Source organism: Mesorhizobium yinganensis (assembly GCF_040081985.1).
In the GTDB taxonomy this organism is placed as follows: domain Bacteria; phylum Pseudomonadota; class Alphaproteobacteria; order Rhizobiales; family Rhizobiaceae; genus Kumtagia; species Kumtagia yinganensis.
The window spans coordinates 506,438-529,064 of sequence record NZ_JBEBMH010000003.1; the positions used below are offsets into that span (position 1 = coordinate 506,438).

Here is a 22,627-nt window from a genome sequence, read left to right on the forward strand (position 1 = left end):
TGAACGCAGGGGAAGTTTCGGTCTCTGATCGGGCTATTCCGCGGCTAAACGGCAAAGGGTCGCCGGAGCTGAGGTTCACGGGACGGGTGGACTTGACTGGTCTTCGATAGCTTGGTCACCTGCTTCAACGGTACCGCGGCGGGTGCCGGTGGGTGGGTGAAGGCCGAGTTGAGCCGGACCACCAGCGCGGATGGCGTGCTATCAGCAGAAGTATGGCCTACCTTTGCTTGAGAGCGCCGGCGCGGCGGTCAGCAGGCCGGGGCACTGGTCGCGCTTTGCACCAGCGCGCTGGCCTCAGCGTCCGCCAAGCAAAGTCACTGATCCATTTCCCCGCAGGCCGCGGGTGACGCTGCCGTTCGCCGGGACGAGCGGGATCAAACAGGCCTGGAAGGCATGGTAGAGATCGGGTTTGCCGACGAAAACGCGGCTGATCGGCTTCAGCTCGCCGTTCAGCTCCGGATACCAGCCGCCGCGTTCGTGATCGATGAAATGATCGGTTACGAAACCCCAGATGCGGCGATACCACTCCTCGAATCTTGGGTCCTCGTCAACGGACCCCAGCACGGCCGCCGCGCCAATACCTTCCGCGCACGGCCACCAGAAGCGGTCCGACTGGTCCGGCCGGTTGTCCCAGCCGAGCGTGTAATAAAAGCCGCCGGTCTTGCTGTCCCAGCCTATTGCCGTTGTGGTCAGGAAGAGCTGCTTCGCCGCCTCCTTCATCCAGCCTTGCTCGCGGCCGCCGAGTTCCCAGAGCTGGATCAGCAGGCGGCTCCATTCCAGCGCATGTCCGGGCGTCGTGCCTTGCGGGCGGAACATCGGGTCGCCGACGTAGTTGCGGTCGACCTGCCACTTGCCGTCGAAATGTTCGGCGACGCGCCAGCCCTGCTCGCGTGCGTGACGGCCGATGATCAGCGAAGCGATGCTTTCGGCCATGTCGAGATAGGTCCGGTCGCCGGTCGCCTCGAAAGCGGCCATCGTCGCCTCGGTCAGATGCATGTTGGAATTCTGGCCCCGATAGTCACCGAGGGGCTGCCAGTCGGCGGCATATTCCTCGGTCGTCGCGCCGACGGTCTTGTCCCAGAAGCGCGTATTCAGGACTTCGGTGATATCGGCCAGAAGCCGGTCCGCATCCGGGTGCCCGACGACCTTCGCCGACGAAGCGGCCAGCAGGACGAAGCCGTGTCCATAGGCCTGCTTGGTGGCGTTGGTGGGCCGCTCGTCGTCGACGCCCCAGAAATAGCCGCCCGACTGTTGATCTCGGTGGCGTTTCCACAGGAAGGCCATGCCGTGGTCGATGACGCGGTCGGCGCCGGGAAAGCCGAGCATGTGCGCGATGGCATAGCAATGCACCATGCGCGTCGTGTCGTGGATTTGCCGTTCCGCCCCCGCGTGGCCGGGCTTGGGTGGAAGAGGGCGGCCGAAATCGTCAAGCGGAAAGAAGCCGCCCGACGGGTCGAACAGATTGCGGCTGAAGAAACGCAACAGGTCCTGCGCCTGCCCAAGCAGCCAGTGCCGATGCGCCGCGCGCTCAACGAACCTTGGCCCGGAGCTTCCGACCCAGTTCCCCGCAGTTTCCGGCTTCGGCATTGCTTCTTCTCCCACCCGGAAATCCAGGCCGCTGACCGTCTCTAGAGGAAGACAGAGCTGGCTGGAAGCGACCGCGAACGCACCGGAGCGAAATCCCGGCGTTTGCCTTGGATACGGTCGAGACACCCAGGCCTGGGAATCGTTCATGCTCGGCATAAGGCAATGTGCGGGGGTCCGCCTCATCGTCCACTTCGAGTCAGGTTGCGACACAACCCTGGCGAACCTCCCCGTCTCCCTCAGCGCCGATCCAGGCGCTCAGGGCCCGCGACGCCGCCGAGGCGCATTTGGATGGAAAAAACGTTGGCGACTTCCAGCGCGGATGCGACCTGGCCAATCTCGATTTCAACGCGCCGATCAGCCGACCGATGTCGGAGATCAGTTAGAATTTCATCGGCCGGACAGGGCTTGTGAAACCGCCTCCAAGAGGCACTTGCGCTTACCCTTCGCCATGCCCGGCGATCATCATCGCCTCCAGCGCCAGCCGCTCGGTCTTTTTCATCCGCTCGGATTCGGACTTGAGCTGGCCGCAGGCGGCGAGGATGTCGCGGCCGCGCGGCGTGCGGATCGGCGAGGCGTAGCCGGCATTGTTTATGTAGTCGGCAAATCTTTCGATCGTCTCCCAGTCCGAGCACTGGTAGTTGGTGCCGGGCCAGGGGTTGAACGGGATCAGATTGATCTTGGCCGGGATGCCGCGCAGCAGCTTGACCAGCGCCTTGGCGTCGTCGAGCGAATCGTTGACGTCCTTCAGCATCACATATTCGAAGGTGATGCGCTTGGCGTTCGACAGGCCGGGATAGGCCTTGCAGGCGGCGATCAGCTCGTTGAGCGGGAAATTCTTATTGATCGGCACCAAGAGGTCGCGAAGGTCGTCGTTGGTGGCGTGCAGGGAGATCGCCAGCATCACGCCGATCTCGGCGCCGGTGCGCGCAATCTCGGGCACGACGCCGGAGGTGGACAGCGTTATGCGGCGCTTCGACAGCGACAGGCCGTCGCCGTCCGAGGCAATGAGCAGCGCCTTCTTCACGGCCTCGAAATTGTAAAGCGGCTCGCCCATGCCCATCATCACGATGTTGGAGACCTTTCGACCCTCCGCCGGCACGATGGCGCCGTCCGGCGTGTCGCGGTCGGGGAAATCGCCGAGCCGGTCGCGTGCGGTCAGAAGCTGCGCGAGGATTTCCTCCGACGTCAGGTTGCGCACCAGTTTTTGCGTGCCGGTGTGGCAGAAGGAGCAGGTGAGCGTGCAGCCTACTTGCGACGAGATGCACAGTGTGCCGCGCCCCTCTTCCGGAATGTAGACCGTTTCTATTTCGACGGGTCTGCCTGCTCCTCGCGCGGGAAACCGGAACAGCCATTTTCGCGTGCCGTCGGAGGAGATCTGCTCCTCGACGATCTCGGGGCGTCCGATCGAAAAATGCTTGGCAAGGGCCGCGCGCAGATCCTTGGAGATGTTAAACATGTCGGCAAAATCGGAGACGCCGCGCACATAAAGCCAGTGCCAGAGCTGCTGCACGCGCATCTTCGCCTGCCGCTCCGGCACGATGCCGGAGGCGACCAGCGCCTCGCCCATCTCGGCGCGGGTCAGGCCGATCAGCGACGGCTTTTCGGCGAGCGAAGGTTTTGCGCGAAAGGCATCGCGCCGGTCGGGCGTGGTGAGGTCGAGGGTAAGCGTCATGGCAAGCCTATATGGGGATGCCGCCGAAAATTCAAAGCGATCCGCCGCGCCATAGCATGAAGAGCAGGCCGCGTCACGGCCCGGACGAATTCCGTCGCGGCAATGGTTGGAGCGATGTCCGGACCAGACGGGCGACGGGCTCAATAGGCTGTACCGTCGATGTTCGTTGGTCGGCGGCCAAGCGGCACCGCCGCCAGACCGCGGAAAAATCCGCGGCGGCCTTCGATGCCTGCCATTTTTCAGCGTTCCGGCCCCGCCGTCAGGACGTATCTGGGGTTTCGAGCGCATAGACGGCCAGCGCGTGAGCGTGCGCCAGAATTTCGTCGATCTCGCGGACGTTGCGGGGACGGGTGGCGGTCGGGTCGTAGCGCGACAGCCGGCCGCCGGGCGCGCGCCCATGCCGCAGCGGCGAGATGCGCCGGAACCGGACGGCCCCTTTGCCTTGCGAGCCGCCTTGCCGCTCTTGCAGGAGCACCGCGTCGCGCCGCGCCTTCCAGCGGGCGAAGCGTTTGGCTTGGCCGGGCAGATCGTCCAATGCCGTAGTCAGCGCCCGAAGGCGCAAGCCGAGACGCTCGGCGTCGATGGGATCGTCGGGCGAGGGAGGCGGAGGCAAGGGGCTGAGGCGCGCGTCGAAACCGAGTACCGAAATGCGCGGGATGGCGAAGGCGGGCTCGTGGGGGCGGTAGGGCCGGAACGGACGCGGCATCGGATCGAACAGCGGCAGGCTTGCGCGCGGGGCGGGTTTTGGCGGTCTCTTCGGCCCGACCGGCAGGAAGGCGCGGGGTCCTCGCCGGACCGCGGGTTGCGGCGTGCGCGGACGCAGCGGCGGCAACGTCACCACCAAGCCGCGCGCCGCCGCGATGATCAGCCGGCGCGCTACCGCCTCGGCGGGAAGCAGCAGTTTCAGGATAGCGCGGTAGAGGTGGCGGGGCAGGGTAAAAGCCGGGGACAGTTTATTTTTTTCCGCTTGCACGGGGCTCGAAGCGGCCGCGCTTTTCAGCGGAAACAAAACAAACCGTCCGCCAGCGCCAAGCTCGGCCATGGCGACGAGCATGGCGAGGACGCGCTTCAGCGCTTGCCAATTTTGATCTATTGCCGCCTTCCCGTCGTCCACCGCCGACTTTCTCCCGCACAGCCTGCGTCATTCTCATGCCGGTCTGGAGGGGTGGGGAAAATCGCGGCGGAGACGAATTTTTCCGGGATCGTCAACCCTTTGAAAACGCGGGAAAAAGCCAAGTGCCGTTTTCTGCGAAAGACGAAAAAGGTATAAAACCGTCCATCACCGCGACATCGGAAATGTCGCAAACCGGATAGTTCTGACCTTGCGAAATCTGCTCGTTCCCGGCGCTGCCGTCAGCGCCGAAGGTTGACGATCACCACGCCGCCCAGCGCCAGCAGGCCGCCGACGACGCCGAGCAGACCGGGAACCTCGGCCAGCCAGACGAAGCCGATCAGCGTCGCCACAGGCGGCACGCAATAGAGATAGTTGGAGGCGCGCGACGCCGGCAGGCGCGACAGCGCGACCGCCCAGCTTCCATAGGCGACGAAACTCGGGATGATGCCGAGATAGACGGCGGACAGCAGCGCCTCGGAATTCGCCGTCACCGCCTGCGACAGCGCAGAAGGCAGGGCCGGCGACAGCAGCAGGCCGCCGACGACCATGTTCCAGGCCGCCACCGTCAGCGGCTTGTGGCGCGCGAACAGCGGCTTTTGCACGATGGTGTTGACGGTGGTGCAGACGGCGCCGCCGAAGATCAGCAGTGCGCCGGTGTCGAGCGACAGGCCGTCGCCCTCGCCGAGCGCGATCAGGCCAACGCCGAAGAACGACACGAAGGTGCCGACCCAGGCCAGCGCCCGGAACCGCTCGCCGAGCAGCAGCGTGGCCAGGATGGCGGTCAGGATCGGGCTGACATTGATGATGAAACTCGCCGCGCCTGCCGAGACGGTCTGCTCGCCCATGTTGAGCAGCACGGTGTAGAGCGCCACGAACACGACGCCGCCGGTGGCGAAGCGCCATGCCTCGCCAAGCGAAGGCAGGGCCGGCCTCATGACCAGCAGATAGACAAGCGCCGGTAGCGCGGCGATGCCGAAACGGATGGCGCCAAGCTCGATCGGTCCGAAAGCCGTCAGGCCGGCGCGGATGGCCGGGAACGCCGAGGCCCAGCCGATCACGGTGATGGCGACAGCGGCGACGGTGGCCAGTTCGAGGCGAGGCTGCGTGTCGGAGGTAAGTGCTGCGGCGGACATTTTTGGTCTCCCAAAATTCGATACCGGCTCAAATGCCGTTCCGGGAGCGATTTGACAAACGAGAGATTCGATGACCTGCTGTGAGCCAGGCTCACAGCTCAAATGGATTCCTGGCGCAATGACGATGATGGATCACACCTCGGACCGCTCCATGCCTCCCCTGGACACGCTCCGCGCCTTCGAAATCGCCGCCAAGACCGGCAGTTTCAGCGCGGCGGCGGAGAGGCTGAACCTGACGCATGGCGCGGTCAGCCGGCAGATCGCCAAGCTCGAGCATTGGCTCGGGCTGAAAGTTTTCGACCGCGGCGCGCGCGGCGTCGCGCTGACCATCGAGGGCCAGCGGCTCTATCTGCGCACCAGCGAGGCTTTTGCGCTGATCGCCGACAATACCGACCGCTGGTCAGAGCCGCGCGGCGCGGCGGTGGTGCGCGTCACCTCCATTCCGTCGATCAGCGGACTATGGCTGATGCCACGCCTGCGTCTGCTGGAGAGCGGGCCGTCGAAACTGCGCATCGTGCTCGACGTCGACAACCGCCAGGCCGACCTCGCCGAGGAGGGCCACGACCTGTCGATCCGCTGCGGGCGCGGTCGTATCCCCGGGCGCGTCTCGGTGCAGCTCTTCGAGGAACACTGTTTTCCCATCGCCTCGCCGGGATTGGCGAAGGAGATCGGAAGCGGAAATCCGGAACGCCTGCTGGCGCATCCGCTGATCAACGATTCCGATGCTTCGGCCTGGCGTGCCTGGTTCGGCGCGCAGGGCATCGACTATCGCCCGCGTGCCGAGGACCGGCGGTTCGAGGATTACAATCTGGTGCTGGACGCCGCCGCCTGCGGCCTCGGCATCGCGCTGGCGCGCCCGCCGCTGACCGTCGACCAGTTGCGCTCGGGCCGCATCGCGCCCGTCGACGAGCGGTCCGTGCTCAATCCGGTATCCTACTGGCTGGACCGGCCGGAAGGCGTTTCGCCCCGGCCCGCGGCGGCCGACCTCGCGCGACGGATTGCTCGCGAGGCGGGACTGGCTGAGGGGAGGGTCGAGGCGTTTTTGAGTTCGGATTGAGCCTGATCGGTCCTTCGAGGCTCGCCCGCGAATGTCTGACCAATATTTTCAAAGCCTTGCGGGGGCTCGCACCTCCCTCATCCTGAGGTGCGAGCCCGCGCGCCGCAGCAGATTGAATGATACTATCGACGGGCGAGTCTCGAAGGACGCACCGTCGGCGCTACTTGCAGCTTGCGATCGATGAAAGCGCCGCCGAAATGCCCTTTAGCGAGAAGGTGTAGTTGGTCGGATTGCCGCGTCCGGACTTGGCGGCGATCTTCATGTCGGAGCCGCCCTTCATGGCTGCGATCAGCAGCGGCTCCTCGGCGGCGTTCTCCACCCAGGCCGACTTCCCCTTGGTGAACATGGAAAATGTCTTGCCGCCGACCGTCACCTGCACCTTGGAATTTGCCTGGAAGTCGTAGGACGCGATGAACTGCGGCTCGTAGGTGACCTGCTGGCCGGGCCGCTGGCTGACGAAGAAGAAGATGTCGCCGTGGTCCAGCGTCGGCGGCTGCTTGTCGGTCGGCACGGTCAGCACGTAGCAGACCTTGCCGTTGCCGGACTGGTAGCTGTAGGTGCCCCAGGCATTGTGCTGGCCGATCTTTGTGGCCGACTGGGCGAGCGCCGGCGCCGCACCCGCGACAAGGATAAGGCCCGCAACCGCCGCTAACAATCCGCGCATGTTTTTCACCGTCTTACGTTTCGCTGGAATTGCCGAAGCAGGCCTGGATTCGACCCCTGCCCGTTCGTTTAATTTTGAATTAGTCAGGGTTACGAAATGGTGAACGTCCGCGAAAAAGGGCATCCGCCATATTGCATCACCACCAACCTGCTCCGCGGCCTTCTCCGGATCCTCGGAGCCTTGTCGCCTGAGGCGAGTTCAAGACAAGAAAAGCGGCAGCAGTTTGACTTTTTTCGCCGGCATGCAATGGAGGACTGGGTTGCGACGGTCCGGGAAGCCGTCTCAAGACAGCGGCCGCAGAGGATGGGGATACGGCTTTCCGGCATGATCCGATCATGACCAATTCGCGCGACGAGGAGTTTTCCCGGCTTGCCGCGCTGGTGGCCCGCGACGGCGACCGCGCCGCGTTCACGCGACTGTTCGATCATTTCGCGCCACGCATCAACGGCTACCTGAAACGGCTCGGCATGGAGCCGGCCGGCGCCGAGGACCTCGCGCAGGAAGTGATGACGGTGCTGTGGCACAAGGCGCATCTGTTCGATCCGGCAAGATCGTCGTTGGCCACCTGGCTGTTCCGCATCGCCCGCAACCGGCGCATCGACGTGCTGCGCCGCGACCGCTCGCATCTGCTCGATCCCTCCGATCCGCTCCTGGTGCCGGACGATCCCGAGCCCGCGGACGAGGGAATGGATGCACGCCAACGCGACGAGCGCGTGCGGGTCGCGTTGACGGCGCTGTCGGGCGAGCAACTGGAGCTTCTGCAATATGCGTTCTTCGTCGGGCTGACCCACAGCCAGATCGCCGAGCGCACCGGCCTGCCGCTCGGCACCGTCAAATCGCGGATCAGGCTGGCCTTTGGGCGGCTAAGGAAGATTCTGGAGGCTGACGGCGCGGTGGATACTGATTGAGCGGCAGGCCTGCCGGTGCCAATCAGGAAATGTCGTGCAAAGCCTCGCGCGCAGCCAGCCTGTGTGCAGGCTTCATGTGGGCGCGGACAGCGGCAAGTGCCGCGGTCAGCACGGCGATGTCGTCGGTGAAGCCGATGCCGAAGAATACGTCGGGAATGGTGTCGGCGGGCAACACGAAATAGGCCAGCGCGGCCAAGAGGATACCCTTGGCCCTGAGCGGCGTGCCCTTGTCCATGGCGCAATAATAGCCGGCGACGACCTCGTCCATGAACGGCACCTGCGCGGCTGCCTTCCTGGCGGTGCGCCAGAATTTTTCGCGCACGTCCTGTTCCGGCGCGGTAGCCTGAGATTTGGTCGACTTGGCCATCCAATTCTCTCCCTTCACGCGAAAATGTGGTGAGGCGCTTGCCTCACCACAAGAGTTCGCATGCGCAGGCGATGAACAAGAGAAAACGAGCCGATCTACCGCATGGTGCGGTAGGGCTCCTCATAGCCGGCGGAGAGGCTGGGGCGCATGTCCGCGCCGATCAGCGGCCAGACTTCCTCCACCACATAGGGGCCGCCGCCGACCGAATCGCGCGACGACATCAGCACGAAGCGGCCGACCCGGAAGGGGGCGGCGGAAAAATTGCCGCGCGCCGAAAGGTAATGCGCCACATCGATCGGGCTGGAGTTGCGCAGCCGCGCCAGGGTGACGTGCGGCGTGAATTTGCGGGTGTCGGCGGGAAGGCCGAGGCGCTGGCAGATGCGGTCGATCTCGGCCTGCAGCGCGTTCAGGTCGGGAGAGGGCGCGGCGGCAGCGAAGATCGAATGCGGCTTCTTGCCGCCGAAGGCGCCGACGCCGTCGAGGCGAAGCTGGAAGGCCGGACGGCGGACCCGGTCCAGCGCGTTGGCGATCTCGTCGGCGACATGGCCTTCGATGTCGCCGAAGAAGCGCAAGGTGATGTGGTAGTTCTCGACGTCGATCCAGCGGGCGCCGGGCAGGCCGCCCCTCAGCAGCGAGAGGGAAAGGGCTGCGTCACGCGGAACTTCGAGGGCGGTGAAAAGACGCGGCATGAAAAGCCTCCCTTCCTCGAATCGACTTACCCGTCAAGCGAATCATCGATCCGGCGCGACGGCAAGCGGTTTGTGTGCAACGCAACAACAATTTGCTTTACGTGGCGTCATGTTGAGGGAGGTAAGCCGATCCATCATCATTTCGTCCGGTCCGGGACCAGTTCGCCGGCACTTGCCGGCGGCTCTCTCAGGTCGATCCCTTGGGCGCGGCCAGCACCTTTTCCATCGTCGGCAGGAAATTCTCGACCATCCTGTCCACCCCGGCGGGATTCGGATGCATGCCGTCCTCCAGTTGCAGATCGCGGTTACCCGCGACGCCGTCGAGGAAGAACGGGTAGAGCGCCAGCCCGTATTTCGCTGCGAGGTCGGGATAGATCGCGTCGAAGGCGGCCTGATAGTCGGCGCCGAGATTGGGCGCGGCACGCATGCCGGCGAGCAGCACGGTGATATTGCGCTGCTTCAGCCGCGAGATCATCTCGTCGAGATTCCTGCGGGTGATGTCCGGTGTTACGCCGCGCAGCATGTCATTGGCGCCGAGTTCGAGGATGACGATGTCGGTTCCGTCAGGAACGGACCAGTCGAGCCGCGATAGGCCAGCGCTGGAGGTGTCGCCGGAGACGCCGGCATTGTTTATCACGACATCGTGACCCTTGGCTTTCAGCGCCGCTTGCAGCCTGTCCGTAAAACCTTTGCCGGCATCCAGCATGTATCCGGCCATCAGGCTGTCGCCGAAACCGACGATTTGGCGCGGTTCGGCCTGGGCCTGCCCATAGCCGAGCGCCGAGGACAACATCGCCGCCGCGACAAAAAGCATGAAACGTTTGAAAGCCATGCGCAAAAGCCCATATGACGACAGCGTGCCTACAGTTTCCCACTCCATATAGGGCTATTCCGTGACCGCAGAAGCCGTCATCGAACTTCGCGATGTTTCGTTGACGCTGGGCGAAGGCGCCTCGTCGGTGCATGTGCTGAAGACCATCAGCCTCGATGTGATGGCCGGCGAGACCGCCGGCATCGTCGGCCCGTCGGGTTCCGGTAAGTCAACGCTGCTGATGGTGCTGGCCGGGCTGGAAGGCGTCGACAGCGGCACTGTACGCATCGCCGGCAAACTGCTCAACGGCAAGAGCGAGGACGAGGTGGCGGCGTTTCGCGGCAAAACCATCGGCATCGTCTTCCAGTCCTTCCACCTGATCCCCAACATGACGGCGCTTGAAAACGTCGCGGTGCCGCTGGAGCTTGCCGGCCATGCCGATCCGTTCGGCTGGGCGGCGCGTGAACTCGCGGCGGTCGGCCTCAGCGAGCGGCTGACGCATTATCCCGGCGAATTGTCCGGCGGCGAACAGCAGCGGGTGGCGATTGCGCGGGCGCTGGCGCCTTCGCCGCGTATCCTGATCGCCGACGAGCCAACCGGCAACCTCGACCAGGCGACCGGCCGGCAGATCGCCGACCTGCTGTTTTCCGAGGCGGCCGAGCGCGGCACCACGCTGGTGCTGGTCACCCACGACCCGATGCTCGCCGCCCGCTGCTCCCGGCAGATTTCCATGCGGTCGGGGCGCATCGAGGCGGGTGCGCCTCGGCTCGCGGTGTCGGCTTAGGAAGGCGCGTAGCCAAATGAAGTCGAGCAGCGCTCCTTCGGACCCCTCTCTGTCTTGCCGGGCTTACGGACGCATCACGCGTATCGGCCGTCAGCAAGGAGGGATAGGGGCATGTGATCTTGTTTTGCCAAATGATCCTCTCCGTCTCGCCTGCGGCGAGACGCCGAGGCACCACCCCCTCACCGGCCCTTCGGGCCACCTCTCCCCCTGCCCGGGGGAGAGGATAGCCGGCCGCGATGCCGGCACTTTTCCAGCTTGGATTCCTCTCCCCCGGGCAGGGGGAGAGGTGGCCCGAAGGGCCGGTGAGGGGGTGGTGCCGAGACGAACCGGCAAAGCCGGTTCGGGGCGGATAAATTGCATATGCGTTTGCCCTTCGGTGCTGAAAAGATTGGTACGACGGGCGAAAAGCCTGCCTTGCCTCCAAGTCCGGCAAGACAGTAGGGGACGCGATGGGCTGGAGCATTCAGCAGGATGCGTAGCTTGATGAGCCCCGCCTCCTCCCTCAAACTCGCCCTGCGCTTCGCGCTGCGCGAAATGCGCGGCGGGCTGTCGGGTTTTTTGATCTTTTTGACCTGCATCGCGCTGGGCGTGGCGGCGATCGGCGGGGTCAATTCGGTGGCGCAGGCGATTACCGCCGGCGTGGCGTCGGAAGGCCAGGCGCTGCTGGGCGGCGACATAAGGTTCGAACTTAACCAGCGCGAGGCGACCGAAGGCGAAACGGCTTTCCTCAAGGACCTCGGCACGCTGGCGGTGAGCGCCAACATGCGCTCCATGGCGCGGCTGGAGGACGGATCGGACCAGGCGCTGGTGGAGGCCAAGGCGGTCGACAACGCCTATCCGCTCTATGGTCAGTTGCTGACGGAGCCTTCGCTTTCGCAAGATGAACTCTTCGGCGAGAGGGACGGCGTCTTTGGCGCGGCGGCGCCGGACCTTTTGTTCGAGCGGCTCGGCTTGCAGCCGGGAGCCCGGATCAAGCTCGGCAACGCCACCTTTGAACTTCGCGCAACGCTCACCGGCGAACCGGATGCCATTTCCGACGGATTCGGCTTTGCGCCGCGCCTGCTGCTTTCCATGGACGGATTGCGGGCGTCGGGTCTGGTGCAGCCGGGCAGCCTGGTCGAGCACGCCTACAAGATCCGCCTGCCCGACGGCACCGGCGAAGCGCGGCTGAAGGAAATCCGCGAGGAGGCTGCCCAAAAGTTCCCCGAGGCTGGGTGGAGCATCCGCACCCGAAGCAACGCCGCGCCGGCGCTGTCCTCCAACATCGAGCGGTTCTCGCAGTTCCTGACGCTGGTCGGCCTGACGGCGCTTGTGGTGGGCGGCGTCGGCGTCGCCAATGCGGTCAGCGCTTATCTCGACGGCAAGCGTGGCGTGATCGCCACGTTCAAGAGCCTCGGCGCGTCCGGCGGATTCGTGTTCACGCTTTATCTCACGCAGATCATGATCATCGCGGCGATGGGGATCGCGGTGGGGCTGGTGCTGGCGGCGCTGATGCCCTTCGCGGCGAGTGCCGCGCTTTCTTCGCTGATCCCGGTGCCCACCGAGGGCGGCATCTATCCCGGCGCGCTGGCGCTTGCCGCCGTGTTCGGCGTGCTGGTGACGCTGGCCTTCGCCATCCTGCCGCTCGGCCGCGCCCGTGACGTGCCGGCGACCGCGCTGTTCCGCGAGGCCGGCATCGGCGGACGCGGACTGCCGCGCTGGATCTATCTGGCGACGACGCTCGGCATCGCGGCACTTCTGGCGGCGATGTCGATATGGTTCGCGACGGACCGGCGCATCGCCGCTATCTTCGTCGGCGCCGCGATCTTCGCTTTCATTGTGCTGCGTGGCGTCGGGCTGCTCGTGCAAGCATTGGCGCGCCGTGCGCCGCGCGTGCGCTCCACCGCGCTCAGGCTGGCGCTGGGCAACATCCATCGGCCCGGCGCGCTGACGCCGTCGGTGGTGCTGTCGCTGGGGCTCGGCCTGACTTTGCTGGTGACGCTGGCCCTCATCGACGGCGATTTGCGCCGGCAGATTTCCGGAAGCCTGCCGGAGCGCGCGCCGAACTTCTTCTTCGTCGATATCCAGGCGGCTGACGTCGACGCCTTCAGCAACCTCGTCGGCAGCCTTTCGCCGGAAGGCAAGCTGATGCGGGTGCCGATGCTGCGTGGACGCATCATGGAATTGAACGGCGTGGACGTGCAGCAGGTGAAGGTGCCGCCGGAAGGCGCCTGGGTGCTGCGCGGCGACCGCGGCCTGACCTATTCGGAGACGGTTCCGGAAAACGCCACGCTCTCGGAGGGTGCATGGTGGCCGGAAAACTATTCGGGCGAGCCGCTTGTCTCCTTCTCCGCCGAGGAGGCGCGGCAGATCGGCCTGAAGATCGGCGACACGGTGACCGTCAACGTGCTCGGCCGCAACGTCACGGCAAAAATCGCCAGCCTGCGCGAGGTGAAGTGGGAATCGATGGGCATCAATTTTGTCATGGTGTTCTCGCCCAACACTTTTGCCGGCGCGCCGCATGCCTGGCTGGCGACGCTGACCGCCCGCGACGCGCCGGCACAGGAGGAAGCGCGCATCCTCAACCAGGTGACCCGCGCCTATCCGGCGGTGACCACGGTGCGTGTGAAGGACGCGCTGGACATCGTCAACCGGCTGGTGGCGCAGCTCGGCACGGCCATCCGCGCCGCCGCCAGCGTGGCGCTGATCGCCTCGGTGCTGGTGCTGTCGGGGGCGCTCGCCGCCGGCAACCGGGCGCGCATCCATGACGCGGTGGTGCTGAAGACGCTGGGCGCCACACGGCGCACGCTGATCACCGCCTTCTCGCTCGAATACATGCTGATCGGCCTGGCGACAGCGGTGTTCGCGCTGGCCGCGGGCGGCGTGGCGGCGTGGTTCGTGGTGGCGCGCATCATGACGCTTCCCTCCAGCTTCTCGCCCACCGTCGCCGCTTCCACGGTGGCGATCGCGCTGGTGCTGACGGTCGGCATCGGCCTCATCGGCACCTGGCGGGTGCTCGGGCATAAGGCGGCGCCGGTGTTGCGGAATCTGTAGGCAGTCGGCAGTGGGCAGTCGGCAGTAGGTTAAGAAACAATTTCCATTCGGCACCCGACTGCCGACTGCCCATTGCCTACTGCCTCACCTCTGATCAATTTCGTATGAGATCGTAGAAAAACGTTGCCTCACGCGGGGTTTCAGCCCGTAACGGCTCTTGTCCTTCGCCGCGAGACGCATCATATTCTGCGCAGGCATGCTGGAGCCCCGCCAGCGGCGCCTGGGCGCGAGCCCGACACCCGACGGGGCAGAAGCAACAGAGGAAATCTATGGCTGACCTTCGCAACTATCAGGCGCGCGTCGCGGCGGGCTCCCGCGCGGACGCCGCCATCGACGAGGGCCTGCGCGCCTATATGCTCAAGGTGTACAACCTTATGGCGCTGGGCCTCGCGATTACCGGCTTCGCCGCGCTGGGCACGATGATGCTGGCTACCACCAACGACCCGTCGCTGGCCGCCGCCACGCTCGGTAACGGCAAGATGCTGACCTCGCTCGGCGTCGCGCTTTACGGCTCGCCGCTGAAGTGGGTCGTCATGCTCGCCCCGCTCGGCATGGTGTTCTTCCTGAGCGCCCGCATCCAGGCGATGAGCGTTTCCAGCGCGCAGATCGCGTTCTGGGTGTTCGCCGGCCTGATGGGCCTGTCGCTGTCGTCGATCTTCCTGGTCTACACGGCGCAGAGCATCACGCAGACCTTCTTCATCACCGCGGCCGCCTTCGGCGCGCTCTCCCTATGGGGTTACACGACCAAGCGCGACCTGACCGGCATGGGCACGTTCCTGTTCATGGGCTTGATCGGCCTGGTCATCGCGATGGTGGTGAACATCTTCCTGGCTTCGCCGGCCTTGCAGTTCGCGATCTCCGGCATCGGCGTTTTGGTGTTCTCGGGCCTCACCGCCTACGACACGCAGAAGATCAAGGAGATGTATTGGGAAGGCGACGACACGCTGGTGGCCGGCCGCAAGGCGATCATGGGCGCGCTGACGCTCTATCTCGACTTCATCAACCTGTTCACCTTCCTGCTGTCGTTCCTCGGCAACCGCGAGTAATCGCGCCGACAGACCGGACTGGACCAAAGGGCGGCCGCGCGGCCGCCCTTTTCTTTTGGGCGCCCCCGCTCTATTCGTAGGCACTTTCGGAGTGTGCCTATATCATGAGCAGTATCGTGCTGAGGGATGCCGTCGAGGACGATCTCGACCGTATCACGGAAATCTACGCCGACGCCGTCACCACCGGCACGGCATCCTATGAGCTGGAGCCGCCGAGCCGGGCCGAGATGGGCGCACGGTTTGCGACGCTGCAAGGCGGCGGCTTTCCCTACATCGTGGCCGACACACCGGACGGGCTTGCCGGCTACGCCTATGCGGGACCTTTCCGGCCGCGCCGGGCCTATCGATTCGTCGTCGAGGACTCGATCTACATCGCGCCGGCCGCCAAGGGGCAGGGCGTCGGCACGCTGCTGCTCAAGGAATTGATCACACGCTGCGAAGCGCTCGGCTTCCGCCAGTTGGTCGCGGTGATCGGCGACGGCAGGCCGGAAAGCCCATCGGTGAAGCTGCACGAAAAGCTCGGCTTCCGGCATTCCGGGAGACTTGAGGGTTCAGGCTACAAGCATGATCGATGGCTCGACACGATGTTCATGCAACTGACCATGAACGGCGGGACCACTCAGGAGCCCGACCCGGCGTCGCTGCCGGAGCGGCGGTTTCGAGGGCAGTAGGGCGTCTTGCTCCCGGCGAGTTTTTTGCCGTTGCTGAAAAGCAAAGTAATCCGCGCCTGTTGACCGTCTCGTGCGATCGCGCTTCCCACTCCTGCCTTACTGCCTTACTGCCCTAATCACGCCCCTACCAGCCTGAGCTTGCTGTCGAAGACGCCGAGCACGCGCGCCAGCTCGTGGCCGCGCTTCAGCACGGCGCCGGTGGCGGCGACCACGGAAAACATGCCCTGCTTGCGGGCAAGTTTTGGGTCCTTGACGATCTGGAACAGCGGCAAATCGTGGGCGCGGCGGTAGACCGAGAACACGGCGCGGTCGATCCGATGGTCGATCGCATAGTCCCGCCATTCGTTGGCGGCAACCATGCGGCCGTAGAGCCTGAGAATCTGGTCCAGTTCCCGCCGGTCGAAAGATACCGGGATGTCCATCCGCTCCCGCCTTGCCTCGTGGAGCGGAATCAATATTGCGGATTCGTCCCCACCCTCCCCTCCGCTGCGATCGGTCATCCGCGCGTACCCTTCATGACGGTTTCACGACATGAAAAATTCGCGCGTTCGCGGCGAAATTGCAAGGGCGGCGATTCGACGGAAAGGGCCGTCCTCAACAAATCAAATTTGATCACTATTAATTTCAGTAAGAAATGTTTGCTGAATGATCGCCACATTTCTGCCTTGTTTTACCCGCGCTGACGCCCCATTGTCCGACGACTTTACCCGCGTTGCCTGAGACGGTTCGGTCCGGCACCGGCTCGTAACCCCAAGCCCCCCGCCCACGGGCCCGCGTCGGATCGAACCAACCTCGGCCTCCCTGCAACGGAGCCGGGTCGTAACGATCCCAAACTGATTGAAGCCGGTGCCGCTTGGTCGTCGCCGGCTTTTCTGTTTCATTCGTCAAGCCGCATAGCCGAACCGCTACTTCGTGGAGGGCGATTCGGGATTGCGGATGATGGCGGCGCCGAGGATCGGGCCGGGCATGCCGTCCTTGCTGACCGCCTGCAACAGGGCGGCACAGCCTTCCTTCTTTGCGATTTCGCTCACCGGCAGTTCGAAACGGGCGGCTTCGCCATGCCACATGCCGGCGGTTTGCACGTCGGTCACGGCGTTCCAATAGGTGATGGTATTGCCGCTGTTCTCGCCGCGCTCGATCGTCACCGGCTTGGCGCTGTCGAAATAGACGAGCACGAGATGTGCCTTGCTGTTCGACGGTCCGGTTCCAGTCTGGATGACGAGGCTTTCCCCCTGCACGGTCGCCTTCAGATCGACCGACAATCCCTTGCCGGAGTTCAGCAGCGTTTCCAGCGTGCCCTTGACGGCCCATTTCTTGGCGCCGTTGACATGCACACGGCCGTTGATGACGGCCTGCGGTGTGTAGACCGAGCGGATGCCGAAGGCTCGCCCGTAGTCGCGCTGGCGCTGTGTGTTCTCCGGCTGGGCCAGGGTATCGCGCCAACCGAGGTAGTCCCAGTAGTCGACATGATAGGCGAGCGCCACGACCTCGCCCTTGCGCACCAGTTCGCTGAACAGCGCATCGGCCGGCGGGCATGAATTGCAGCCCTGGCTGGTGAACAGTTCGACCACGCCGAGCGGCTTGCGCGATTCGGCGGATGCCCTGTCGGCCGCAATGGCAAACCCTATCGCAACCAGCGCGAACGCCGCCAGCCTGGTCAGTTTTTCGCGCTTCATACAGGTTCCAGATGCTTTCACCGGTGGCACCGGCTTATCTTTTTGTTCATCAAACAATAGGCAGATGGACATTTCAACGGGAAGTCACGTTGCGGTGAGAAAATAGGCGGACGGATGGGGCCGGCACTCTTCGCGCATATCGACCTCTATTGCGAGCGGACGGGGCCGGAATTCTGGTCCGAGCGGGTCAACGCACTGACAAATCTGGCTTTTATCGCCGCCGGCCTGTGGGGCGTCTATGCCGTGCGGCGGCGCGGCACCGACCTGTTTTCCGAGTTGCTGGCATGGTGGGTGGTTGCGATCGGCATCGGCTCGGCTGTCTTCCATACCTTCGCCACGTCGCTCACCATCTGGTTCGACATAGTGCCGATCGCCGGCTTCACCCTTGCCTATACGCTGTTCAACCTGCGCCGCTTTGTCGGCATGGCGTGGCCGAAGGCGGTCACCATCTTCGGAGCCTTCTACATCGTGGTCGGAGCGATCACCGTCATGGTGCCGGCCTGGCTGCGCGCGGCGAGCAACGGCACGACCGGCTATCTGCCGCCTTTCCTGGCTCTGATCTTCTTCGGCATCCTGGTGGCGCGGGCCGGCAGCCCGGCAGGCTGGTATAACATCGCCGCGGCCAGCATCTTCGTCTGCTCGGTCATCTGCCGGGTAATCGATCCGCTGGTCTGCGAATCCTTCCCGCTCGGCACGCATTTCCTCTGGCACCTGTTGAACGGTCTGATGCTCGGTGTGCTGTTGGCGGCGGTCGCACGGTACGGCGCGCCGGGCCGGGCAAAACAAAACCCGCGGACGCATGTCGCATCCGCGGGTTGAAAGAATCTTCGGGAACGGTCACCAAAATTGGTGACCGTTCCCGGGCTCAGCTCACGCAGCCAGATCGCGGAGCACGTACTGCAAGATGCCGCCGTTCTTGAAATAGTCGAGTTCGTCGACCGTATCGATGCGGCAGAGGATCGGCACTTCGGTGACGGTGCCGTCCGCGGACGTGACCTTCGCCACCATCTTCTGGCGCGGACGGATGGTCTCCAGCCCATCTATGGTCACGGTCTCGTCGCCCTTCAGACCGAGGGAGGCCCAGGACGAACCCTCCTCGAAGGTGAAGGGGATGACGCCCATGCCGACGAGGTTCGAGCGGTGGATGCGCTCGAACGACTGGGCGATGACCGCCCTGACGCCGAGCAGGTTGGTGCCCTTGGCAGCCCAGTCGCGCGACGAGCCGTTGCCGTATTCGATGCCGGCGAAGATCACCAGCGGTACGCCCTGATCCTTGTACTCCATCGCGGCGTCGTAGATCGGCATCTCCTCCTTCGAGGGGTAGTGGATCGTGTAGCCGCCTTCGCGCCCGTTCTCGCCCAGCATGTGGTTGCGGATGCGGATGTTGGCGAAGGTGCCGCGCATCATCACCTCATGATTGCCGCGCCGGGTGCCGTACTGGTTGAAGTCGGCGACACCGACGCCATTGTCGGTTAGGTATTTGCCCGCCGGCGAGGCGGCCTTGATCGAACCGGCCGGCGAGATGTGGTCGGTGGTGATCTTGTCGCCGAACAGGCCGAGGATGCGCGCGCCCTTGATATCGCTGACCCTGCCATAAGTCTTCTTCATGTCGGCGAAGTAGGGAGGGTTCTGCACGTAGGTCGACTGGTCGTCCCAGGCATAGGTCTGGCCCTCCGGCACCTTGACCTCCTGCCAGTTCTCGTCGCCCTTGAAGACGTCGGCATATTTGCGCGCGAACAGCTCGCGGGTGACGTTCTCCTCGATGAAGGCGTTGATCTCGGCGGTCGTCGGCCAGATGTCCTTGAGATAGACCGGCTTGCCATTGCTGCTCTCGCCGATCGGCTCGGTGGTCAGGTCCTTGGTCACCGTGCCGGCCAGCGCGTGGGCGACGACCAGCGGCGGCGAGGCGAGATAGTTGGCCTGCACGTCGGGCGATACGCGGCCCTCGAAGTTGCGGTTGCCGGAAAGCACCGCGGCGGCGATCAGACCCTTGTCGTTGATGGTCTTGGAGATCGGCGCCGGCAGCGGGCCGGAATTGCCGATGCAGGTGGTGCAGCCGAAACCGACGAGGTTGAAGCCGATCTGGTCGAGTTCCTTCTGCAGGCCCGACTTTTCCAGATATTCGGCGACGACCTGGCTACCTGGCGCCAGCGAGGTCTTCACCCACGGCTTCTGCTTGAGGCCGAGACGGTTGGCGTTGCGGGCGAGCAGGCCGGCGCCGATCAGCACCGACGGGTTCGACGTGTTGGTGCAGGAGGTTATGGCGGCGATCACCACGTCGCCATGGCCGATGTCGAAATCCTCTCCCTCGACCGCGTAGCGCTTATGTGTGTCGACGGTCTTCTTGTAGTCCTTCTCCATGGCGGCGGCGAAGCCGGCGGCGATGCCTTCCAGCGGCACGCGGCCCTCCGGACGCTTCGGCCCTGCCATCGACGGCACGACGTCGCCCATGTCGAGTTCGAGCAGGTCGGTGAACACCGGATCGGCGGAATCATTGTCGCGCCACATACCTTGCGCCTTGGAAAACGCCTCGACCAGTTCAATGCGGGCTTCCGCGCGGCCGGACATGGTGAGATAGCGGATCGTCTCGGAATCGACCGGGAAGAAGCCGCAGGTCGCACCGTATTCCGGCGCCATGTTGCCGATGGTGGCGCGGTCGGCCAGCGTCATGTTGGAGAGTCCGGGGCCGAAGAACTCGACGAACTTGCCGACCACGCCCTTCTTGCGCAGCATCTGCGTGACGGTGAGCACCAGGTCGGTGGCGGTGACGCCTTCCTTGAGGCGGCCCGTCAGCCGGAAGCCGATCACTTCCGGCAGCAGCATGGAGACAGGCTGTCCGAGCATGGCGGCTTCCGCCTCGATGCCGCCGACGCCCCAGCCGAGAACGCCGAGGCCATTGATCATGGTGGTGTGGGAATCGGTGCCGACGCAGGTGTCCGGATACGCGGTCGTCTCGCCGTCCTCGGTGTTGGTCCACACGACTTGGCCGAGATATTCGAGGTTGACCTGGTGGCAGATGCCGGTGCCGGGCGGCACGACGCGGAAATTGCGGAACGCCTGCTGGCCCCATTTCAGGAACTTGTAGCGCTCCTGGTTGCGCTCGTATTCGAGCTCGACGTTGCGGGCGAACGCCATCGGCGAGCCGAACTCGTCGACGATGACCGAATGGTCGATGACGAGGTCGACCGGCACCAGCGGGTTGATCTTCTGCGGGTCGCCGCCGAGTGCGGCGATGCCGTCGCGCATGGCGGCCAGGTCGACAACCGCCGGCACGCCGGTAAAATCCTGCATCAACACGCGGGCCGGGCGATAGGCGATCTCGACGCCGGCGGTGCCCTTGTCGGTCAGCCAGTTGGCGACGGCCTGGATGCTCTCCTTGGTGACGGAGCGGCCGTCCTCGTTGCGCAGCAGGTTTTCGAGCAGCACCTTCATCGAATAGGGAAGCTGCGAGACGCCGGTGAGGCCGTTCTTCTCGGCCTCGACGAGATTGTAGTAGACGTAGTCCGCCCCGCCCGCGGTCAGGGTGCGGCGGCAATTGAAACTGTCGAGAGATTTGGACACGGATGACCCCATCTAGTCTGTTCTGCCTTCTGGGGAACGGACTCCGATGGCATGCAATCACGCGCAAAGGTGCGGGTACGGCCATTTCCGCTGTCCGCTCCCGAGCGTCCGGGCCGTGGATAACGGCACGAGCGCTGGTCCGGCACATATGAAGGTTGCCTTCCCCGACCGCTGGGGTTGGTATCTCGCATATAGAGAAAATCGTGGAATAGTTCTAGACACGGAATTGCCATTTTTGCTGCGCCGCACAGCGGTTGCAAGAGGGCTGCGCATGAAGGGAAAACAATGCGGCTGAGCGCCGACAATCTGGGCGGCGAACGCGGCGGCGAGACGGTGTTTTCCGGAGTTTCTTTCACGCGCGGGGATGGAGAGGCCCTGGTCGTCACCGGGCCGAACGGCTCGGGCAAATCGACACTGCTGCGCGTGCTGGCCGGGCTGCTGCCGGCCGCCTCCGGCACGGCCGGCATCGACGGCGGCGAGACGTTTCCGACGGTCGCTTCCGCCTGCCACTATCTCGGCCATCAGAACGCGATGAAGACGGCGCTGACCGTCGAGGAGAATCTCCTGTTCTGGCGCGACTTTTTTGGCGTGCCGCGCTTCACGCCTGACGAGGCGCTGGATGAGGTCGGGCTGGACGGGCTCGGGCATCTACCGTTCTCGGTGCTTTCGACCGGACAGAAGCGCCGCGCGGCGATTGCCCGGCTGCTCGTTGCGCACCGCCCAGTCTGGCTGCTGGATGAGCCGACCGCCGGGCTGGACGCGGCGTCCGAGGCGCGGTTCGGGGCGCTGATGAGGGCGCATATGTGCGAGGGGGGGATCGTCGTAGCGGCGACACATCTGCCGCTGGGGCTCGAGGGGGCGGCGGAGTTGCGGATGGGGGGCGTCGGCTGATGGTCGTGCTCCTTCGCGCCCCCCTCTGTCCTGCCGGACATCTCCCCCTCAAGGGGGGAGATCGGCTTGCCGCCGTGGCTTTGCCAACCACCAACGTCGCAGAAGTGGCAGCGGAATTGACGCTGCCAATCTCCCCCCTTGAGGGGGAGATGTCCGGCAGGACAGAGGGGGGCAACGTAGAGCACCGAAACTACGAGCATTGCGATGCGCAGGCTGGAGCTTTCGCCTGATGTGGTCGCTCTACCTTCGCGACCTGCGTCTCGGCATCCGCGCCGGTGGCGGTGCGCTGACCGGCATCGTTTTCTTCCTGGCGCTGGTCGCGACCATCCCCTTCGGCGTCGGGCCGGACCTCAACCTTCTCGCCCGCATCGGCCCTGCGATCCTGTGGATCGGCGCGCTGCTCGCTTCGCTGCTCGGGCTCGACCGGCTGTTCCAGGCCGACCGCGAGGACGGGTCGCTCGACCTTTTGCTGCTTTCCGCCGACCGCCACATGCTGGCGCTGACGGTTCTGGTCAAATGCCTGGCGCACTGGACGGCCAGCGTGCTACCGCTGGTGATTGCTTCGCCGCTGCTCGGCCTGTTCATGAATGTTGAGCCGGCCGGGCTGGGCGCCGCGGCGCTGACACTGCTGGTCGGCACGCCGGCCATCACGTTCGTCGGCGCGGCGGGCGCCGCCGTCGCCGTGGCGCTGCCGCGCGGCGGATTGATGATCTCGGTGCTGGTGCTGCCGCTGGCTATACCGGTGCTGATCTTCGGCGTGTCGGCGACCTATGGCGCGGTGACCGACCCGGCGCCGTTCCTGCAGCCTTTCCTCATCCTGTGCGCGCTGACGCTGTTCTTCGCGGTGGTCGGGCCGGTTGCCGCCGGTGCGGCGCTGCGGCACGTCGAGTGAATCCGCCGCACTTTGGGCGAATTGCTGCGGTGGTGTCGAGACGATAGGCTGTGCGCTTAGAGGCTCGCACA

Annotated in this window: 20 protein-coding genes; 9 read left to right on the plus strand and 11 right to left on the minus strand. The window is 64.8% G+C overall.

All coding sequences use genetic code 11. The features are described 5' to 3' along the window. Positions 1 to 294 precede the first annotated feature (294 nt). The 4 genes from ABMA59_RS09505 to ABMA59_RS09520 all read right to left on the minus strand — a co-directional run bounded on the left by ABMA59_RS09505 (position 295) and on the right by ABMA59_RS09520 (position 5,506). The gene (locus tag ABMA59_RS09505) at positions 295 to 1,587 is read right to left on the minus strand and encodes an AGE family epimerase/isomerase (protein ID WP_349005092.1); all 1,293 of its coding nucleotides are present in this window, start codon (positions 1,585 to 1,587) and stop codon (positions 295 to 297) included. A gap of 436 nt (positions 1,588 to 2,023) precedes the next feature. Further along, positions 2,024 to 3,259, minus strand: coding sequence for a dual-specificity RNA methyltransferase RlmN (gene rlmN, locus ABMA59_RS09510; RefSeq protein WP_349005093.1), 1,236 nt, complete (start codon positions 3,257 to 3,259; stop codon positions 2,024 to 2,026). A 259-nt stretch (positions 3,260 to 3,518) separates the two neighbouring features. Next, the gene (locus ABMA59_RS09515) at positions 3,519 to 4,373 is read right to left on the minus strand and encodes a hypothetical protein (protein ID WP_349005094.1); all 855 of its coding nucleotides are present in this window, start codon (positions 4,371 to 4,373) and stop codon (positions 3,519 to 3,521) included. 239 nt (positions 4,374 to 4,612) lie between these two features. Next, positions 4,613 to 5,506, minus strand: coding sequence for a DMT family transporter (locus tag ABMA59_RS09520; protein WP_349005095.1), 894 nt, complete (start codon positions 5,504 to 5,506; stop codon positions 4,613 to 4,615). Between the two features lie 127 nt (positions 5,507 to 5,633). Here ABMA59_RS09520 and ABMA59_RS09525 point away from each other — a divergent pair, with 127 nt between their 5' ends. Beyond that, the gene (locus ABMA59_RS09525) at positions 5,634 to 6,563 is read left to right on the plus strand and encodes a LysR family transcriptional regulator (RefSeq protein ID WP_349005227.1); all 930 of its coding nucleotides are present in this window, start codon (positions 5,634 to 5,636) and stop codon (positions 6,561 to 6,563) included. Between the two features lie 160 nt (positions 6,564 to 6,723). Here the strand turns inward: ABMA59_RS09525 and ABMA59_RS09530 are convergent, their stop codons facing one another. Further along, positions 6,724 to 7,227 (minus strand): invasion associated locus B family protein, encoded by a 504-nt coding sequence (locus tag ABMA59_RS09530; protein ID WP_349005096.1) that lies wholly within the window; start codon positions 7,225 to 7,227, stop codon positions 6,724 to 6,726. Positions 7,228 to 7,562: 335 nt separating this feature from the next. On the opposite strand from ABMA59_RS09530, the gene ABMA59_RS09535 reads away from it, so the two are divergent. Beyond that, positions 7,563 to 8,135: a sigma-70 family RNA polymerase sigma factor gene (locus tag ABMA59_RS09535; RefSeq protein ID WP_349005097.1), complete on the plus strand. Its 573-nt coding sequence runs from the start codon at positions 7,563 to 7,565 to the stop codon at positions 8,133 to 8,135. 22 nt (positions 8,136 to 8,157) lie between these two features. Here the strand turns inward: ABMA59_RS09535 and ABMA59_RS09540 are convergent, their stop codons facing one another. The 3 genes from ABMA59_RS09540 to ABMA59_RS09550 all read right to left on the minus strand — a co-directional run bounded on the left by ABMA59_RS09540 (position 8,158) and on the right by ABMA59_RS09550 (position 10,023). Then, positions 8,158 to 8,502, minus strand: a complete 345-nt coding sequence (locus tag ABMA59_RS09540) for a YkvA family protein (RefSeq protein WP_349005098.1) — start codon at positions 8,500 to 8,502, stop codon at positions 8,158 to 8,160. Between the two features lie 95 nt (positions 8,503 to 8,597). Continuing rightward, positions 8,598 to 9,191, minus strand: a complete 594-nt coding sequence (gene thpR / locus ABMA59_RS09545) for an RNA 2',3'-cyclic phosphodiesterase (RefSeq protein ID WP_349005099.1) — start codon at positions 9,189 to 9,191, stop codon at positions 8,598 to 8,600. 187 nt (positions 9,192 to 9,378) lie between these two features. After that, positions 9,379 to 10,023, minus strand: a complete 645-nt coding sequence (locus ABMA59_RS09550) for an arylesterase (protein WP_349005100.1) — start codon at positions 10,021 to 10,023, stop codon at positions 9,379 to 9,381. 61 nt (positions 10,024 to 10,084) lie between these two features. On the opposite strand from ABMA59_RS09550, the gene ABMA59_RS09555 reads away from it, so the two are divergent. From ABMA59_RS09555 to ABMA59_RS09570, 4 genes are all read left to right on the plus strand, one after another. Further along, positions 10,085 to 10,786, plus strand: a complete 702-nt coding sequence (locus ABMA59_RS09555) for an ABC transporter ATP-binding protein (protein ID WP_349005101.1) — start codon at positions 10,085 to 10,087, stop codon at positions 10,784 to 10,786. A gap of 483 nt (positions 10,787 to 11,269) precedes the next feature. Then, positions 11,270 to 13,819 (plus strand): ABC transporter permease, encoded by a 2,550-nt coding sequence (locus tag ABMA59_RS09560; RefSeq protein WP_349005102.1) that lies wholly within the window; start codon positions 11,270 to 11,272, stop codon positions 13,817 to 13,819. Between the two features lie 269 nt (positions 13,820 to 14,088). Beyond that, positions 14,089 to 14,865 (plus strand): Bax inhibitor-1/YccA family protein, encoded by a 777-nt coding sequence (locus ABMA59_RS09565; protein WP_349005103.1) that lies wholly within the window; start codon positions 14,089 to 14,091, stop codon positions 14,863 to 14,865. 104 nt (positions 14,866 to 14,969) lie between these two features. Further along, positions 14,970 to 15,536 carry a GNAT family N-acetyltransferase gene (locus ABMA59_RS09570; protein ID WP_349005104.1) on the plus strand — a complete coding sequence of 189 codons (567 nt, stop codon included), beginning with the start codon at positions 14,970 to 14,972 and terminating at the stop codon, positions 15,534 to 15,536. Between the two features lie 116 nt (positions 15,537 to 15,652). Here the strand turns inward: ABMA59_RS09570 and ABMA59_RS09575 are convergent, their stop codons facing one another. Together ABMA59_RS09575 and ABMA59_RS09580 are read right to left on the minus strand one after the other, a co-directional pair. Then, positions 15,653 to 16,036 carry a DUF2794 domain-containing protein gene (locus tag ABMA59_RS09575; protein WP_349005105.1) on the minus strand — a complete coding sequence of 128 codons (384 nt, stop codon included), beginning with the start codon at positions 16,034 to 16,036 and terminating at the stop codon, positions 15,653 to 15,655. A 405-nt stretch (positions 16,037 to 16,441) separates the two neighbouring features. Further along, on the minus strand, positions 16,442 to 17,212 hold the full coding sequence (locus ABMA59_RS09580) for a DUF1223 domain-containing protein (RefSeq protein WP_349005106.1): 771 nt from the start codon (positions 17,210 to 17,212) through the stop codon (positions 16,442 to 16,444). A 114-nt stretch (positions 17,213 to 17,326) separates the two neighbouring features. Between ABMA59_RS09580 and ABMA59_RS09585 the strand changes: the two genes are divergently transcribed. Next, positions 17,327 to 18,031, plus strand: coding sequence for a ceramidase domain-containing protein (locus tag ABMA59_RS09585; protein ID WP_349005107.1), 705 nt, complete (start codon positions 17,327 to 17,329; stop codon positions 18,029 to 18,031). Positions 18,032 to 18,082: 51 nt separating this feature from the next. On the opposite strand, the gene acnA is transcribed toward ABMA59_RS09585, so the two are convergent. Then, positions 18,083 to 20,773: an aconitate hydratase AcnA gene (gene acnA, locus ABMA59_RS09590; RefSeq protein ID WP_349005108.1), complete on the minus strand. Its 2,691-nt coding sequence runs from the start codon at positions 20,771 to 20,773 to the stop codon at positions 18,083 to 18,085. A gap of 285 nt (positions 20,774 to 21,058) precedes the next feature. Here acnA and ccmA point away from each other — a divergent pair, with 285 nt between their 5' ends. Beyond that, positions 21,059 to 21,664 (plus strand): heme ABC exporter ATP-binding protein CcmA, encoded by a 606-nt coding sequence (gene ccmA / locus ABMA59_RS09595; RefSeq protein WP_349005109.1) that lies wholly within the window; start codon positions 21,059 to 21,061, stop codon positions 21,662 to 21,664. A gap of 229 nt (positions 21,665 to 21,893) precedes the next feature. Further along, positions 21,894 to 22,556: a heme exporter protein CcmB gene (gene ccmB, locus ABMA59_RS09600; RefSeq protein ID WP_349005110.1), complete on the plus strand. Its 663-nt coding sequence runs from the start codon at positions 21,894 to 21,896 to the stop codon at positions 22,554 to 22,556. Positions 22,557 to 22,627: the final 71 nt, after the last annotated feature.